This window comes from Enterobacter sp. BIDMC 27 (assembly GCF_000534415.1).
In the GTDB taxonomy this organism is placed as follows: Bacteria; Pseudomonadota; Gammaproteobacteria; order Enterobacterales; family Enterobacteriaceae; genus Enterobacter; species Enterobacter hormaechei_C.
The window spans coordinates 917444-930908 of record NZ_KI973178.1 but is presented as its reverse complement, the minus strand read 5'-3'; the positions used below and the strand labels follow the sequence as shown (position 1 = coordinate 930908).

Sequence of the window (13465 nt, the reverse complement as noted above, 5' to 3'; positions counted from 1 at the left end):
ATGACAACAAAACCTGTGCTGGGTATTAGCGGATGTTTGACCGGTTCCGCCGTTCGCTTTGACGGCGGGCATAAGCGTATGGGCTTTGTGATGGATGAGCTGGCGCAGTGGGTCGCTTTCCGTCCGGTATGCCCTGAAATGGCTATCGGCCTGCCCACGCCTCGTCCGGCGCTGCGTCTGGTGATGACCACCGGCGGCGAGACAGAAATGCGGTTCAGCAAAGCGCCGCACGATGACGTCACGCAGAAGATGGCCGCATTTACGGCAGATTATCTGCCGAAAATCGGCGATCTGGCGGGTTTTATCGTCTGTGCAAAATCGCCCAGCTGCGGCATGGAGCGCGTGCGGCTGTACGACGAAAAAGGGCAACCGGGGCCGCAAGGAGGGTGTCGGGCTGTTCACCGCCGCCCTCCTTGAAACTTTCCCCTGGCTGCCCGTCGAAGAAGACGGTCGCCTGCACGATCCGGTACTGCGGGAAAACTTTGTTGAGCGCGTTTTCGCTCTCCACGAACTGAACATAATGCGTAAAAATGGCCTGACGCGCCGTGCCCTGCTGGACTTTCACAGCCGCTATAAGCTTCAGCTTCTGGCGCACCATCAGGCAGGCTACCGTGAAATTGGTCCGTTCGTGGCATCACTGCACGAGTGGGACGATCTGGACGCGTTTTTCGTGACCTATCGCGACAAGCTGATGACCATCCTGAAAAAACCCGCTTCGCGGAAGAATCACACTAACGTGCTGATGCACATTCAGGGCTATTTCCGTAACCAGCTGAACAGCCGCCAGCGTGGAGAACTGCGGGATGTGATCCTGCATTACCGGGACGGGCTGCTGCCGATCCTCGCGCCGCTGACGCTGCTGAAGCATTATCTGGCTGAATACCCTGACCGGTATCTGATGACGCAAAACTACTTTGATCCCTATCCTGATGATTTGGGTCTGCGTCTGGCCGTTACCTGATAAGAAAGAAGCGAAGGCCCTGTTGACCCACAGAGGCCCAAAGCAGTACCCCGTTTAGACGACACCCTCACTGTCGTCTTTTTTTTGCGCTCAGCGTAGAATACTGTAATTCTGTACAGGTTAAGCGTGCGCAGCGGAGTACCCCGATGATCAAAAATTTGCATATTCAGAACTACCGCTCAATTCGCGATATGTCGCTTGAGCTGGAACAGCTCAATATCGTGTTCGGCCCCAACGGCACCGGAAAATCCAATATTTATAAAGCGATTTATCTGATGCACAGCGCGGCGCAGGGGCAATTCTCCCAGGCGCTGGCGAACGAGGGGGGAATTTTGAAAGTGTTCTGGGCGGGCAAAACCCGCAGCGACCAGCTGCGACGCATGAACCTGGCGGTGGAAACGGAAACCTATGAATATGAGCTTCAGGTCGGGTTCGTGGAAAAGCTGCCCTACCCCTCACAGTTTCAACTCGATCCGGTGATCAAAGAGGAATCTATCTGGCTCGGCGGACAGCACCGTCGCCCGTCGTCACAGCTGATGAAGCGTAAGAATCAGGCGGTATTCCTGAACAACGTGCATCACGAAAAAGTGACCCACAGCGGTACGCTGTATGAGAACGAGTCGGTGTTCGGTCAGCTCGGTGAACCGCACCTCTACCCCGAAGTGTCGCAGATGCGCGAGTCCCTGCGTAACTGGCGATTTTATCACGAGTTTTCCGTCTCATCCGGCTCGGCGATCCGTGCCCCGCAGGTGGGCTTTCGTTCCCCGGTGCTGGCCAGCGACGGCGCGAACCTGACCGCCGCGTTTCAGACCATTGTCGAAATTGGCGACGAGCTGCTGCTGATGCGCATTCTCGACCAGGCCTTCCCCGGCTGCGTGTTTTACAGCGACAACACCGGCGGGCGCTTCCGCATGATGATGCAGCGCGAGGGGCTGAGCAGACCGCTGGAACCGGCAGAGTTCTCCGACGGCACGCTGCGTTTTTTGTGCCTGGCGGTGGCGCTGTTAAGCCCGCGGCCTCCCGCATTCATCGCCCTCAACGAACCGGAAAACAGCCTGCATCCGCAGATGCTGCCCGCCCTGGCAAGCCTTATTGCCGAGGCCAGCCGCTACTCGCAGATCTGGCTCACCAGCCACTCGCCGGAGCTGGCGCATTTGATTGAGAAGCACCGATCGTTTTCGCTGTATCAGTTGTCGATGGCGGAGGGGGAGACGAAGATGGAGAGGCTGGGGTAATTGCCAGGTGGCGCTACGCTTACCTGGCCTACAGGTTTATGGCTTAAGGACGACGGTGGTGCATTAACCGCCAAAATAACCGGTACACGTATGCATTCCCCTATGCTGATCATTAAAGAATTCGACTGCTCTAGCCCATATCTTTATAAAGCAGTTGCGACAGGTCAAAGCCTGGTGTCAGCAGAAATAAAATGGTATCGGATCAACTACTCTGGACAGGAAATGGAAACGGTTGAACTGCGTTACGAGAAGATTACCTGGAAACATAACGACGGGAACATTATCTTCAGCGATGCATGGAACGAACGCCAGTCAGCATAGAACGCACAAGGGGCGCTTAGCCCCTTAATCATACAACCAGCGCCCCGCTTTGGCAGACTCAATAATCATTTCGAGCATTAGCGGCTTGTACTGACGATCTCGAAACTTCTTTCTTAGCCCAAACTGGAACCAAAAAAGCTCGGGCTCAAAGTAGTTGTCCATGACAAAGTTGCTGTGCTCAATTCCATACCGGTTAAAAAGGTCGAGCAGCATCTCCTCCAGATCTTCAGGGACGAGGTTAAAATGCTCCTGAAAGGTCCATTCCTTCAGGGCAGGACGCTTACGTTCACTGTAATTTTCAGTGATGTAATCTAAAAACTCTTGCTCATCCGGCAACAACATTAGAAATAAGTCCAGGCAATCCGATCTTTCGGTCGGAATAGAAAAATTGCACGAAGACAGATGTGCGTCGGTAATTCAGTAGTGATATCGGCACGCAGCTATGAGGATCGCTTCTTCTGTGATGGCATAGACCATGCGATGCTCAGAGGTGATTCGGCGAGACCAGAAGCCAGCCAGGTTATGTTTTAATGGCTCTGGCTTGCCGATCCCCTCAAACGGAGTGCGACAGGAGATTTTGATAAGCTCATTGATTTTCTTCACCATGCGCTTATCGGTCTCCTGCCAATAGAGGTAGTCTTCCCATGCCTCTTCAGACCATGTGATCTTCACTCAATAATGTCCCTTTCCTTCCCGCCACCAGATTTCAAGCTCTCGATAGAGTTCATCAGACGTTTTGCGTTTGCCGGGGAGCGCATCAGGTATGCGGTTTCTTCAAGCGAGTTGTACTCTTCCAGCGACATCAGAACACAAGATTCACCGTTCTGGCGCGTAATAAGCACCGGCGCGCGATCTTCCGTCGTCTGGACCATTGTTGCCGACAGGTTTTGTCGGGCTTCACTGTAACTAATAACACGCATAAGTACCTCCAAATGCATTGTACTAATTATTGTACAATGTATGGAATCCAATGCAAAGTCCAACCGTAAACCATACATGGTTGTACCGGCTCATATATGTCATGAATTAAGCTTGCCGCGAGAAAGTGCATTGATTAGCAGGTATTGCGCAGATAGAGGGGTAGCAGACAAAAAGAAACCGCCTTTGGCTGGCGGTTTCTTCCCCCCCCAGGCCGTTAGGAGCAGCGCGAGCAAGCCATAAAGACTCGTAAGTTAACACCTTCATATAGCTTCAGGTCAACGTGATTACTCAGACCAAGTAACCCAGAGCCGCCCCTTCGGGGGCGGCTTTTTTATACCTGTTATTCACATGAAACGGGAAAAATCATCCATCAGAATGCTATTCCCGTCACCTGACAGCAAGAATCAGGATTACGCGTAAGTGATCAGCTGGGTGGCATTGCGAATTTGCGTAATGTTCATGGGCTATCCTCCGGTTGGTATGAGAAGGAGAATAGCCCCAGGGTGCCGTTAAGAATGTGGGCTAAAGGGCGATGATCGATGAAATCGGGTCAATCGATAAACCGCTTGCGTACCCTTTCCAGCGGCGCAATCAGCAGATTGATAAGCGGCTTACGATCGATAACGATATCGGCGTTCACCGTCATTCCGCCCATCAGCATGCGCTTTTTCTTGTCCGGGTCGGTAAACCAGGAGGGGACGCGCACTTTAGCCAGGTAGTAGTTCTGCCCCTCCTGGAGCGGGATCAGCGCCGAATGGGCATCAATGTTTACCTCATAGAAATCGGACAACGTCGCTTCCACGGAACCGTATTTGTCTACGGGCCAGGAGTCGAAGCGCAGCTTGACCTTATCGCCTTTCGCCACGCGCCCCACCCCCGTTGCCGGAACATACAGGTACCCCTCCATCGTCGCCGCGGTATTTTTACGGATCACCACCACCACCTCGCTATTTTGCGTAATGGCCCGGCCAGGCGGGAAGTTAATCGCCACCACGTAACCGTCGGAAGGGGCCAGCATCGCCATGGTGGAACTTCCCCGGCTGGACAGGTTGCGGTCAATTTCGCTGATGCGGTTTTTCACATACAGCTGCTCTTCGCTCAGAGAGTCAATTTGCGACTGGGTGCTGTCGGTCAGGCTGGTTTTTCGTGCCTCAAGCTCAAGAATAGTGCTCTCCTCCAGCGTCAGGTTGAGCTGCGCATTGAGCACATCGTTGTGGCTTTTATCGAGATCCACTTTGGAGACATAGCCCTTCCCGGAGACGGATTTCCACGCCTCGTAGGTGTCGGTGCTGTTTTTTAACAACGCGCGCAGCTTCTTCACCTTATCGCGGGAAACGGCGATCTGCTTGTCAGTGAGAGCCAGCTGCTGCGCCAGATTTTTGCGATACGACGCAATCGAGTCCTCAATGGCCTGGATGCGCTGCTCGCTGCGCTTCTTCTCCGCTTCCATCTGCTGGCGGTCAAACTGCACCACCGAGCCCTGCTTGCCGCCATAGTCCTGCGACACGGTGAACAGCGGATCGTTTTCCTTCACGTACTGACCTGGCCGTACGGCAAAATCCACAAGCGTACCGGACTCCCGGGCGCGGACTTCCACATCGCCCTGCGCCGGGATCAGCACCCCACGTGCCAGCGTGGTTTCCGAAAAATTAAAGACGATGGCAAAAACCAGCAGGCAGAGAAAAAAGGTGATGAACAAGGTCAGCACGGCTTTCAGCCGTGGCGCGTTGATGTGATAGCTTTTTGAGAAATGATGCGGGATCAGCGCCCGCCGCTGTCGGCTTCGGTTTTTTAATTTCACGATATGTCATCCATGATAAATCACTGAAAGATCGTCCCATGCACTCCAGAGCGTGGGGGTTTTGCGCAGCGCGTTCAGCGTGTCGGCGGCGGCCTGACGGTAATCCTCTGGCGCATACGCCTGACTCTCCAGCCCAAACTCCACCGCATGCAGCGAACAGATCGGCAGCAGCGTTCGGACGCTGTAGCCATAGCGCGATAAAAACCGCGTTGAGACATCCGTTAACCACGCCTTTTGATCCCCTGCCTGGGTGGAGAACAGCGGCGCATCCGGCAGGCGTTCGTCCACCAGCAGCACCGTCACCAGGCGGTGAGGGGCAAAAAACGAGCTGGCGCGTCGGCCTTCGTGCGCGGCCATCAGCTTATGCAGCGCAGGGTGACGGGTAATAAACTGAAAGCGCACATCGGCTGGCGCGGTGGCGAGCAGCGCATCCACGATCAGACCAAAGCCCGCCCAGCGCATTCCCAGAAGCAGGGTGCGAGATGAACTGTAAAACGCCTGCTCCTGCGTCCACTGCGCCACGTACGCGTGCAGATCGAAGCGGACGTTGCGCGCCCAAAGCGCGGGCGGGAAGATCTGCTCCACGAAGTTAAACCCGCTCAGCTCATGGGCGTTCTGATGCAGAAAATCAGCCGGGACATCGGTCTCCGGGCAGCGCATAAACTGGCTGTAGTTTTGCGTGATCCGGTTTGCCAGCAGCGTGCGCCCGGCCTGGCGCGCGCAGAGGCGCGCATAGAGACGCGGCAGAAACATCATTGCTCACTCTCCCGCAGGGTGCCGTTTTCCATGGTATAGAGACGCCCCTGGCAGCCCACCACGTCCGGCGAGTGGGTAACAAACACCAGGCCAATTCCCAGGCTACGCAGGTTCGCCAGCACTTTCTGCGCGGTCGTTTTATCCAGGTTCGCCGTCACTTCGTCACAGAGCAGAAGCTTAGGCTGGCTGTACAGGGCGCGCGCCAGAACCAGACGCTGCATCTCCCCGGCAGAGAAAAAGGTGTTCCCCGGCAGCATCTCCGTTTCGTAGCCGTGCGGCAGCCTGGCGACGACGTGGTCCACCTCCGCCAGCCGACACGCGGCAATGACCTGCTCTTTATCCGGTGCACTGTCAAAGCAGGCGATGTTGTCCAGAATCGAGCCGGTGAAGAGAATATCGTCCGCATGGACGATGCGGATGTGCTGACGCAGCGAGGAAAGATCGCACTCCTCAATGGGGATCTTATTGATCCGCAGCGTGCCAGACGATGCCAGCAGCATGCCGGAGATCAGACGCAGCAGCGTGGTTTTTCCCGACCCGCTCTGGCCCACAATCACCGCTTCTTCGCCCTGCTTCAGGGTCATATTGATATGCTGTAGCGTGGCCTCCCGGCCAGGATAGGCAAATGAGACATCCTCAAATTGCAGACAGACCGGCGAGGTGACAATCCGCTTCCCAAACTGGCTGGTTTCAGAGGGGGCAAACAGCAGGTCGCCCACGCGATCCAGCGGCCCCTTGAGGGCATTTTTGTCCAGCAGCTTCTGCGCCACCTGCACCATGGCATCGGAAAAATAGCGCTTATAGCTGATATAGGCGTAAAGCATCCCGATGCTCATCTGCCCTTCCAGGATCAGCCACGCGCCAAAGCAGACCACCAGCAGCTGCTCGGCATTGATCACCAGCAGCGAAGCCACGTCAAAGCGGGCCAGCAGCCGCTCTTTACGCATCAGCCCGGCGATGTGTTCGCGCTGGGATTTATCCATCACCGCATCCCGGGCCTGCTCCATATTGTTCGCTTTGAGCGTAATGATCCCTTTCTGCGTCTCCACCAGCAGGGATTCATACTGGGCGGTGCGCTCGATGGAGTCATCCACCGCGCGTTGATAGGGGCCGATCAGCGAAAAGCGGATCAGGAAAAACACGCCCATCAGCAGCATCGTCAGCAGCGCAATTTTGACGTTATACAGCAGCATAAACAGCAGGCTGGTGACGGCGATCAGGCTGGAAAAGAGAATTTGCACGTAACCATTGCTGATGAACTCCGCGCAGGCGTGGAGCGATTTTTCAATGGCCAGCACGATGCCCGGCGGGCGCGAGCGGAACCAGCTGGTCTGGGTGCGCAGCATGTAGTGGCGCACGGACTGGCTTAAATCGTCATAGGCAATGTTACGCATCAGGATCTCAAGCAGCTGCTTGAGGAATTTACCGATGACTTCAAAGATAAAGACAATAGCGAAGATCGCGGTGAGCAGGATCACCAGATCGCTGTCGCTGCGGGAAATGGCCTCATCCATAATCAGCTGCACGTAGGTGGGGCTTGCCAGCATGGTGATGAGGGTAAAAATACAGAGCACAAACAGCAGCAGCTGGCGCTGGAACAGGCTCGGGGATTTATTGGCTAACCGGCCAAGCGTGAGCTTTTCATCCGGGGATTTCTTTTCGAAGCACGGCGTGGGCTTAAGCTCAAGAACATAGCCGGAAAAGAGCTTTTCCGCCTCTTTCAGACGGTAACGACGCACGCCGCTGGCGGGGTCGTGAACGGTCACGCTGCGGCTGTCGATCTTCACGATGACCACGAAATGGTTGCCGCGCCAGAAGGCGATGAGCGGCAGCTCAGACGTTTCTATTTCAGTGATTTCGCCTTTAAGCACCCGGCCAGACATATTTTTATCGCTGGCAAGGGTCATCAATTCCGCCATTGAGGTTCCCGCATCGGCGGAAACGGAAATCTCCCGGCGCAGCTGGCTGACGGAGACATGGTGGTCGTAGTGCCCCAACACCATCGCCAGGCAGGCCAGTCCACATTCGGTAAATTCATGCTGGCGAATAACAGGAGTCTTACCCTGTTTTTTATACTGAAAGAGCGAAAACATAATGATCCGTGGCTGAAATAAAAAAATGGCCCGGCAATGCGGGCCATGCGTACAACGTGCTTCTCGCTTAGGCGCTGAAGAAACCGCCGATGAAGCCGCCCACCAGGCCGAACACGCCGCCGATGGTGCCGCCCAGCGCGCCTAACATCTGGCTGCCCGCGTTATAGCCCGCGCTTGCGCCCTGAATAGCGGCAGCAAACGGATCCCAACCACCGATGATGGCCTGTGCTTTTTTGAAATCGATAACTTGCATGAGTCTTTTCCTGTTAACGTGAATTAGTTGTAGCTACCAACCAGCGCACCCAGGAAGCCCATTGCGCCACCCAGAATTCCGCCAACCACACCGCCAACCATGCCCATGATGCTTGCGCCGGTGTCGTAACCCAGCTGTGCACCTTTAACCAGACCAGCGAACGGGTTTAACGCGCCACCGATAATGTCTTTCGCTTCTACGAATGAAATCGCTTTCATTTTTATCTCCTGTAGTGATGGATCTTTAGCATGATGCTAAAGGCTAATTTCCTTTTATGAAGGAAAGCGGTTGCTACGGGCAGGTGGTAAGCGGAATGATTTTATTGCCATAAATAATCATCCGCCTTGCAGCCTGCCCGGCATTATCTATTTCCAGCCGTTGCCCCGGCGGAATATATTTTGAATTGTTGTATTGCGTACTGCACCCGACCGAGGAAACATATTTAAAATAGGTATTCCCGATATTACTCACCACCCCGTTGCTAAACGCATAATCAAAATGTCGTGTCCATGGACGGACAATCAAAATAGCCTCAAGCGAGACCACCACATCCGACTGGATGCGCTGGCCTTTGCGCGTGATAACCTTTGCCTGGAGCGGCGTCTCGGTGAATTTTACGCGATAGTATCGCTCTTTGTTGTCATGCGGGCCGGTATAATAAAATTTAAAACCCGCGCGTTCACCGCTCCCCAGCGTTAATTGCTTAGGCGAATACATGACTTCGCCGTCTTTTATTTCGGTTTCTTTTCCCTTCTCTTTAGGAACGTCTACCTGAAAAAGCGAAACGGTATAATTCTGGCGTTCGCTGGTATCGTTTTTTATCGGCTGAAAAACAACTTCTTTCTCAGGCAAAAAATCAATATTCAGACTTTCGATAATTAAAGCATTTGCCCCTGCGGAAATGAAGCAATTTATTGCAAAAATAGCCAGGAATTTTCCAGTCATGGTTGATTAATTCCAGGATGCGCTAACATCTATTCTTCCCTGCGCGGTCACTTCGCCAAACCAGCTATTTCCGTCATAGGTGGTTTTCGATACCGGATTATCCATAACGAACTGGAGGATCAGCGGTGTTTTCCAGAGCCACATATCGGTCACGCCGGAACTCATTTTGTCCCACTCTTCCGCATGGGTGGCCGGCGCCGGGATCGACAGTACTTCGCCTTTACAGTTGTGCGCCATCAGCGTCTGGCTTTTCCCCACCAGCACGTTGCCCGGAATGGGAACCGTGAAGCCGTTGCCGCTAAAGGCGCAGTAGTCCACCCCATTAAGGCTTTGGGTAGGCCCGGTTACTTTTACCGTGACCGCAATCGCCGCATCTTTTTGCGCCCCGCTGTAGGTGATGGTGTAGGGGATCTCAATGGGCGCTTCGCCGATAATACCTTTCCCGGAGCCGCCCAGACCGTCAGGATCGAGGGTGTAATCCGGGTTGTCTGGCACAATCTCCAGCCCGGGCTCGATAGGGTTAATCACCAGGCCGCCCCCCGGCTGGAAGCAGAAATCCGCCGCCAGCGAGCTGTTGCCGGGCGTCAGACACAGGCTGACGATATTGCCAATGCTGCTGCCGTCCCCCGCCTGCGCCACGCTCAGAATTAACGCTTTCGGCAAAAAGATTTTAAGGTACGCTTTGCCGCCGTTTTTCTGCGGCGCTGCAAGGAAGGTGTTCGCCAGGACACGCGTATCGCTCAGGATACCGCCGGAGATACTGTACCAGGTGTTTTCATCGAAGGTCAGCTCGGCGGCAAGCCCGGTGCCGCCGCTCATGTGCGATTGCAGCACGCTGTTGACGCGGGAAGAGGTGAGCGCCAGCCCCCCGTTGTAACCGGAGATATCTTCCCCAACAAACGTGTATTCGAGCAGGTCGCACAGGACGCCAGAGACCGTGTTGCGGGTGTATTTGGTGCATGTGGCCCCCGTTGATCCATCGACAATCGTCACCTCACCGCTGATCGGGTCAATCCCCAGGTTAAGCGCCCTGGCGTTGGTCATGGTCAGCGTGCCCACCTTGTGAAGCGTATTGGTGGTGGTCACTTTGTTGATGGAGCTGATTTGCGGCGTGGAGGTGATGGTCACTTCATCCCCTGGCGCGGCGTTGAGCAGATAGTTAAAGAACGGATCGCCCAGAACCCAGCGCCCGTATGACGTGCCGGGCTCCATCACCGGCGGCTTAACCACCATCGACGTGTCGGTATAGCTGGTCGTCGGGGTGTACCCCGTGTTGCCGCAGGACGAGGAACACGCCGTCCCTTTGAAGAACGGAGAGGCACTGGAACCGGTCACCGAAAAGTCGATGGTCAGCGCGCTGCCTGCCGGACCGCTGTAGCTGTTGTCCGGGATGTAAGTGGCGATACCGTTATTCGTTTTCGCACTCAGGGTCGGCCACTCGCGCGAACCGTGTAAAAACGCGGTCGACGTGCTGTTCAGACTAAACAGCCCCGCGCTGTTTCCCGTACCGTTATTGTCCGGGTTATTAATGGCGAAATAGGGCAGCTCCTGCGCCTGGGCCGCCGCGCTCATCAGCAGTAAATTAAGAGCGAATATCTTTTTCATCGTCACGTTCCTGCGTTCCTTTTGCTTCCTGCCAGACGAAATCGCCTTTGTCGCAGGAGATGTCCCCGAGCCACAGCGCACCGCGGTTAGACTCAATGTCCAGGCGCACTTCGCAGACGCTGTCGTCCGGCGTGGCGATACTCAGGACAGGGTTGTTCTTATCAACGTCGATCACGAAGCGTCCGTCGTTTTCCGTCCGGGTCAGCCCAACGTGGTTTTTGATCTGCATGGCGCCAACCGGGGCCCCGTTTGCATCCACAAGACGACCAAACAGGGTGACGATTTTCTTCACCTGCGGCTTCATCACCACGGTATTGCCCGGATAAACCGTGATATGGCGACGCGCATTCGCGCCAATCTCATAGCTTTCCGTACCGGTTTCACTGTTCATCACTTCCAGGTCATAAGCCTGGTATGCCGGCAGCGACAGCCAGGTTTTATCCCCTTTGATGCGTTCTGCCCGGCCGTTAAGCTTCAGGGTCAGCGCTTCATCAGATTTGAGACCGGTACTGACAATCACCCCTGCGCTTTCGGTGCCTTTCCCGGCGGCGATGGCCTCTTTGGACCAGCCCACGCTGCCGTCACTGGTCAGCGTGGAGTTCCAGCCTTTACTCATGCCGCTCTGGACGCTGAGGATGTTGCTGTTCCACGGCGTGTCGAAGTTCACGCTGCCGCCGCCGCTTACGCTGCGATCCTGGCGGCTGTTAAAGGCTTTCGAGACGTTGGCGGTAGCCGATTTCAGGTAATCGCCCTCAAACTGGCGGCTGGCGCTGACGTTCAACGCCGTGCCGGTATCGCGATTGTGGGAAACGCCAACCGACACGGTATTGCCGAGCGGTATGGCGAAATCGAGCATTACGTAACGATCTTTCTCTTCGTAATACCCGTCGTATTTGTTGCGCGACATCCCCACCCGCAGGCGCGCCGTACCGTAGCGACCGGCGTATAACCCCTGGGAGTAGTCCAGCTGATAGCGTTTATAGCGATAGAGGTCGTCTTCCTGACGCATCAGGCTCAGGTTGCCTGCCGAGGGCAGGCCGAATGACGGCAGGCTAAAGGAAGCGCCCCAGGTGTTGCCCTTGCTCTCATAGATATCCAGGAACTTGCCGCTGGAGAGCTGTTCATGGGAGTACCACACCGAGCCGATCTGCCACGGCAGGCTGAGATTCGCCCCATAGTTGGCGCGATACGTTCCGTCGGAGGCGGCCATGGTCTGGGTATTCACCGAGAAATAGCCCGTCAGGTTCAGGGAGGCCCACAGCTCGCTGACGATGTGTTCCCGCATCATGTAGGTAGAGGCGTTCCAGTCGACCATCCCGCTGCGCTTGCTGAACGAGGCTCCCACCAGCGACATGGTGTCTTTATGTTTGGTGTCGTAATCGTAGTAGTAGGTGTTATCCTGCTCGTTTTTGCGTTTCGCGTATTTTTTATAATTGACGACGGATTTATCGCGGCTATACATCCCGCCCCACATCTGCCAGCGCAGCGTTTCCGACACGTTGCTGGAGAACGGTTTATTTACGGTGTACATGCTGCGCGACACGGTGCGGCTTCCGCTCACCACTTCAACTTCGACGCTGTAGATCCCGTAGGGCAGGCTGCTGGTGTCAATTTCATGGTTGCCGACGTCAAAGCGCTGAATGCCGATAAGCTGCCCGTCACGGCGAATACGGGCCTCGCCCGCCGTGGGGAAATAGACCACCACCGGCGTCAGAGAGAGCGTGTTGTCGCGCTTGCGGGAGTTGGCCTGGTTGCCCATGGAAACGCCGTAGACTTCCCCGCCTGAAATCCCGCTGACGCTCGCCAGAGACTGCATCGCCCAGCCGTTCAGCAGGCCCGCGGCGTAGCGCATCCCCTGATAGTCGCGCTCCCACATAACCGCGTTCATCTGGGTATCGCTGCTGTTCTCGTTGACGTAGCCAGAGCCGTCGATCAGCACATGATCGACGCCCATTGAGATCCAGTTTCTCGCGTTCAGATAGCCCGACGACCAGCTGTCACCGTAGCCGCTCTCGGTGTGATACGCTCCGAGGTTGTAGGAGAACGTGCCGCTCAGGTCGTCAGACTCCGGCGCATCAATGTCCACCTCACGCGGGCGAATATTCACCCCGTAGTCGCTCTGCGACAGATTCAGCAACAGGCGCATTTTTTTCTGATCCAGTTCGAACGCCGAACCCGCGCTAACCGGAATACGCATCTGGTCATCAAACTGCTTATCGTTAATGCTTTGCAGTAACGCCCGCATCTCTTTTGACAGACGAATGCCGTTATCAGACTCCTGGACCTGAACATCCCTCAGCCCCAGCTTCAGATCTTTTGCAAAGAGCGTCACGTCACCGATACGAACATATTCGTTCGCCGTGCCTTCGTGGTTCCCTTGTTGTGCTGAGTGTGGACGCGTATTTACCAGATAGACGGGAATTTTGATCCCCTGCTCCAGCAGTGCATAAAGCGAGTCGGGAAAACGGTAATTAGCGATAACCACGGAGCTTGAGGCTGCATGCGCAAGCGCGGGCAGCGTGCCGGATGCGCAAGCCATCATCACCGGCAACACTAATTTATTTTTCACCATGC

General features: G+C 55.3%; 13 protein-coding genes and 1 pseudogene. 3 read left to right on the top strand and 11 right to left on the bottom strand.

What is annotated here, in order from left to right; genetic code table 11:
• The 3 genes and pseudogenes from L463_RS0122605 to L463_RS0122600 all read left to right on the top strand — a co-directional run bounded on the left by L463_RS0122605 (position 1) and on the right by L463_RS0122600 (position 2517).
• A pseudogene (locus tag L463_RS0122605) lies at positions 1–961 on the top strand (YbgA family protein).
• 146 nt (positions 962–1107) lie between these two features.
• Positions 1108–2196 (top strand): AAA family ATPase, encoded by a 1089-nt coding sequence (locus L463_RS18110; RefSeq protein ID WP_032103797.1) that lies wholly within the window; start codon positions 1108–1110, stop codon positions 2194–2196.
• Positions 2197–2517, top strand: coding sequence for a type VI secretion system tube protein Hcp (locus L463_RS0122600; RefSeq protein WP_032103796.1), 321 nt, complete (start codon positions 2197–2199; stop codon positions 2515–2517).
• A 24-nt stretch (positions 2518–2541) separates the two neighbouring features.
• Here L463_RS0122600 and L463_RS18115 read toward each other — a convergent pair whose 3' ends face one another.
• The 11 genes from L463_RS18115 to L463_RS18165 form a co-directional block, all read right to left on the bottom strand.
• Entirely contained in the window at positions 2542–2859 is a 318-nt protein-coding gene (locus tag L463_RS18115; RefSeq protein ID WP_032103795.1) for a DUF1493 family protein, read from the bottom strand.
• 75 nt (positions 2860–2934) lie between these two features.
• A complete protein-coding gene (locus tag L463_RS18120) occupies positions 2935–3189 on the bottom strand; it encodes a Txe/YoeB family addiction module toxin (RefSeq protein ID WP_032103793.1) in 255 nt (84 codons plus the stop codon).
• Complete coding sequence (yefM, locus tag L463_RS18125; protein ID WP_032103791.1) at positions 3186–3437, bottom strand: YoeB-YefM toxin-antitoxin system antitoxin YefM; 252 nt, start codon at positions 3435–3437, stop codon at positions 3186–3188. The genes L463_RS18120 and yefM overlap by 4 nt, the downstream gene beginning before the upstream one ends.
• Before the next feature lie 551 nt (positions 3438–3988).
• Positions 3989–5239, bottom strand: a complete 1251-nt coding sequence (locus L463_RS18130; protein WP_017693988.1) for an HlyD family secretion protein — start codon at positions 5237–5239, stop codon at positions 3989–3991.
• 6 nt (positions 5240–5245) lie between these two features.
• On the bottom strand, positions 5246–5995 hold the full coding sequence (locus L463_RS18135; RefSeq protein WP_023295680.1) for a hypothetical protein: 750 nt from the start codon (positions 5993–5995) through the stop codon (positions 5246–5248).
• A complete protein-coding gene (locus L463_RS18140; RefSeq protein ID WP_017383654.1) occupies positions 5992–8088 on the bottom strand; it encodes a peptidase domain-containing ABC transporter in 2097 nt (698 codons plus the stop codon). The genes L463_RS18135 and L463_RS18140 overlap by 4 nt, the downstream gene beginning before the upstream one ends.
• 67 nt (positions 8089–8155) lie before the next feature.
• On the bottom strand, positions 8156–8341 hold the full coding sequence (locus L463_RS18145; RefSeq protein ID WP_001196016.1) for a hypothetical protein: 186 nt from the start codon (positions 8339–8341) through the stop codon (positions 8156–8158).
• A gap of 23 nt (positions 8342–8364) precedes the next feature.
• The gene (locus tag L463_RS18150) at positions 8365–8559 is read right to left on the bottom strand and encodes a hypothetical protein (protein WP_013094846.1); all 195 of its coding nucleotides are present in this window, start codon (positions 8557–8559) and stop codon (positions 8365–8367) included.
• Between the two features lie 73 nt (positions 8560–8632).
• Positions 8633–9286, bottom strand: a complete 654-nt coding sequence (locus tag L463_RS18155) for a hypothetical protein (RefSeq protein ID WP_032103787.1) — start codon at positions 9284–9286, stop codon at positions 8633–8635.
• Between the two features lie 6 nt (positions 9287–9292).
• Positions 9293–10891: a hypothetical protein gene (locus tag L463_RS18160; RefSeq protein WP_032103786.1), complete on the bottom strand. Its 1599-nt coding sequence runs from the start codon at positions 10889–10891 to the stop codon at positions 9293–9295.
• Positions 10869–13463, bottom strand: a complete 2595-nt coding sequence (locus L463_RS18165) for a CS1-pili formation C-terminal domain-containing protein (RefSeq protein WP_032103784.1) — start codon at positions 13461–13463, stop codon at positions 10869–10871. The genes L463_RS18160 and L463_RS18165 overlap by 23 nt, the downstream gene beginning before the upstream one ends.
• Positions 13464–13465: the final 2 nt, after the last annotated feature.

What these genes read in the sequence shown, in the direction of transcription:
- L463_RS18110 (WP_032103797.1), top strand. Translation starts at nt 1,108, where the DNA reads ATGATCAAAAATTTGCATATTCAGAACTACCGCTCAATTCGCGATATG.
- L463_RS18115 (WP_032103795.1), bottom strand. Translation starts at nt 2,859, where the DNA reads ATGTTGTTGCCGGATGAGCAAGAGTTTTTAGATTACATCACTGAAAAT.
- yefM (WP_032103791.1), bottom strand. Translation starts at nt 3,437, where the DNA reads ATGCGTGTTATTAGTTACAGTGAAGCCCGACAAAACCTGTCGGCAACA.
- L463_RS18135 (WP_023295680.1), bottom strand. Translation starts at nt 5,995, where the DNA reads ATGATGTTTCTGCCGCGTCTCTATGCGCGCCTCTGCGCGCGCCAGGCC.
- L463_RS18140 (WP_017383654.1), bottom strand. Translation starts at nt 8,088, where the DNA reads ATGTTTTCGCTCTTTCAGTATAAAAAACAGGGTAAGACTCCTGTTATT.
- L463_RS18145 (WP_001196016.1), bottom strand. Translation starts at nt 8,341, where the DNA reads ATGCAAGTTATCGATTTCAAAAAAGCACAGGCCATCATCGGTGGTTGG.
- L463_RS18150 (WP_013094846.1), bottom strand. Translation starts at nt 8,559, where the DNA reads ATGAAAGCGATTTCATTCGTAGAAGCGAAAGACATTATCGGTGGCGCG.
- L463_RS18155 (WP_032103787.1), bottom strand. Translation starts at nt 9,286, where the DNA reads ATGACTGGAAAATTCCTGGCTATTTTTGCAATAAATTGCTTCATTTCC.
- L463_RS18160 (WP_032103786.1), bottom strand. Translation starts at nt 10,891, where the DNA reads ATGAAAAAGATATTCGCTCTTAATTTACTGCTGATGAGCGCGGCGGCC.
- L463_RS18165 (WP_032103784.1), bottom strand. Translation starts at nt 13,463, where the DNA reads ATGGTGAAAAATAAATTAGTGTTGCCGGTGATGATGGCTTGCGCATCC.